Source organism: Anaerolineae bacterium (assembly GCA_014360855.1).
In the GTDB taxonomy this organism is placed as follows: domain Bacteria; phylum Chloroflexota; class Anaerolineae; order JACIWP01; family JACIWP01; genus JACIWP01.
The window spans coordinates 1-1,754 of the sequence record JACIWP010000411.1; the positions used below are offsets into that span (position 1 = coordinate 1).

The following is a 1,754-nucleotide window of genomic DNA, read 5'->3' on the forward strand; positions in this document are numbered from 1 at the left end:
TCCCGTGTGGCTGTTGGTGATCTGCCGCACGTCCTGGCCGTCCGGGCGCATGAAGAACAGGTCTTTATCGCCGTAGCGCCAGGAGGAGAAGGCGATGGTGGTGCCGTCGGGGGACCAGGCCGGCTCCATGTCGCCGTATGGGGAATCGGCAGTGAGGTTCTGCGGCGGGCCGCCGTCCAGCGAGCCAATGAAGATATCCAGGTCGCCGGCGCGGGTGGACTCAAAGGCGAAGCGGCGGCCGTCCGGCGCCCAGGCCGGCATGCCGTCGAAGGCCGGCGAATCGGTCAGGCGCGTCAGCTCGCCGCTGTGCAGGTCCAGCAGATAGATTTCCCAATTGCCATCGCGGTGGGACTGGAACAGCAGTTGGGAGCCGTCGGGCGAGAAGGCTGGCGCCAGGTCCGGCTCCGGATGGTCGGTCAGCCGGCGCAGGTCCGTGCCGTCGGGGCGGATGGAGTAAATGTCCCAGTTTTGCCCGGTGCGGGCGGCGAAGGCGATGCGCGGTTCGCCGGCGGGGGACTGGGCCAGGGCGTGGAGCGGCAGGCCGGCGGCGATGATTAACGCCAGGGCGAACGCGACATAGAACATGGTTGTTGGTCGGCGGATACGGCGATGTGCCATGATGTGCCTGACAGCCTCTCTTGCGGGCGGGATGCGCCGGCATTGTACCCCAGGAAGTGCAACTTGTCCATTTGGCAGTGGGGGCCGCGAAATTGACAAAAGGGCCATTTTGTGTTACAAATGCGCGCGGACGGAAGGCTATGCCGTGGGCCGTCTGCAGTATGTCAGACGGTTTTTTTATGCGAGATGTCCGTCGCAAGGCGTACAGAAATATGGACAAGGAAGGGGGTGAGATTCGTAGATGCGCGTGGAGTTACAGCCTGGTGAATCGCAGGAATCCCTGCTGAAGCGCTTCCGCAAGGAGGTCACCAAGGAGGGTATCCTGCGAGATGTTCGCCGCAAGCGGTGGTACGTTTCCAAGAGCGAGGAGAAGCGTATCAAGCGCGCCAAGGCCATCCGCAAAATGCGGCGCAAACTGCGCAAGCTACGGGAGCGCGAACGGCGCTATCGCTAACCCTTCCTGGTTGATGGTTTTCGGCCGGCTGGCCGGCCTATCGAAGAGTTGGTGCGGGGGCACGCTGATGGAAACACCGGCGAGCCCCCTTTCTGTTTCCTGGACGAGGATTCGAGACGATGCGAGGGCGTAAGCATCTATCCGGCTGGCATATTGGGACAGCGGCAGTACTGCTTCTCGCCGCCGGCCTGCTGGCTGTGGGCGTATGGCCGCCGGCGGAGGCACTCTCTGAAAAGGACATGGATGCCGCGATCCAGCCCGTGATTGCCGGCAGAGAGTTCGATATCGCCCGCTGGGAGGCGGAGGCGGTCGCCGCCAAAATTGCCGCCAACCTCCGGTATCCCGCGCCTCAGCTCGCCGGCCTGGACGGCTCGATGATTGTGATGGACTACGTGGAGCAGTTGCGGCAATACCGCCGGCTCCAGCAGGAGATCGAACAGGCGTATGCGGAACTGCCGGCTGGGGCACTGCCCGGGGAAGAGATTCGGCAGAAGGAGGCGGAGGCGGGGCGCCGGCGCGACGAACTGCGCCGGCGACAGCCGCTGGTGGAGACGATCTTGGAGCGGCAGGTGGCGCGCACCGCCGGCCGGCTGGGGCTGAGCACCGCCGGCGTCCTCTGGCCGCCAGTGCTGTTCCGGCTTTCGCCCCCACCCACGCATCTCGTCGTCTCTCCTCGCGATCG

At 64.9% G+C, this 1,754-nt stretch carries 3 protein-coding genes; 2 read left to right on the forward strand and 1 reads right to left on the reverse strand.

The genetic code is table 11. The features are described from left to right. The coding region (locus H5T60_14595; GenBank protein ID MBC7243660.1) for a PD40 domain-containing protein at positions 1-585 on the reverse strand (585 nt) is incomplete at its 3' end. Positions 586-859: 274 nt separating this feature from the next. Between H5T60_14595 and rpsU the strand changes: the two genes are divergently transcribed. Together rpsU and H5T60_14605 are read left to right on the forward strand one after the other, a co-directional pair. After that, positions 860-1,072, forward strand: coding sequence for a 30S ribosomal protein S21 (gene rpsU / locus H5T60_14600; GenBank protein MBC7243661.1), 213 nt, complete (start codon positions 860-862; stop codon positions 1,070-1,072). A 119-nt stretch (positions 1,073-1,191) separates the two neighbouring features. Continuing rightward, positions 1,192-1,754 (forward strand): hypothetical protein (locus H5T60_14605; protein ID MBC7243662.1); only part of this gene is annotated, 563 nt, incomplete at its 3' end.

Coding starts and splice junctions, on each gene's coding strand:
- rpsU (MBC7243661.1), top strand. CDS start 860: ATGCGCGTGGAGTTACAGCCTGGTGAATCGCAGGAATCCCTGCTGAAG.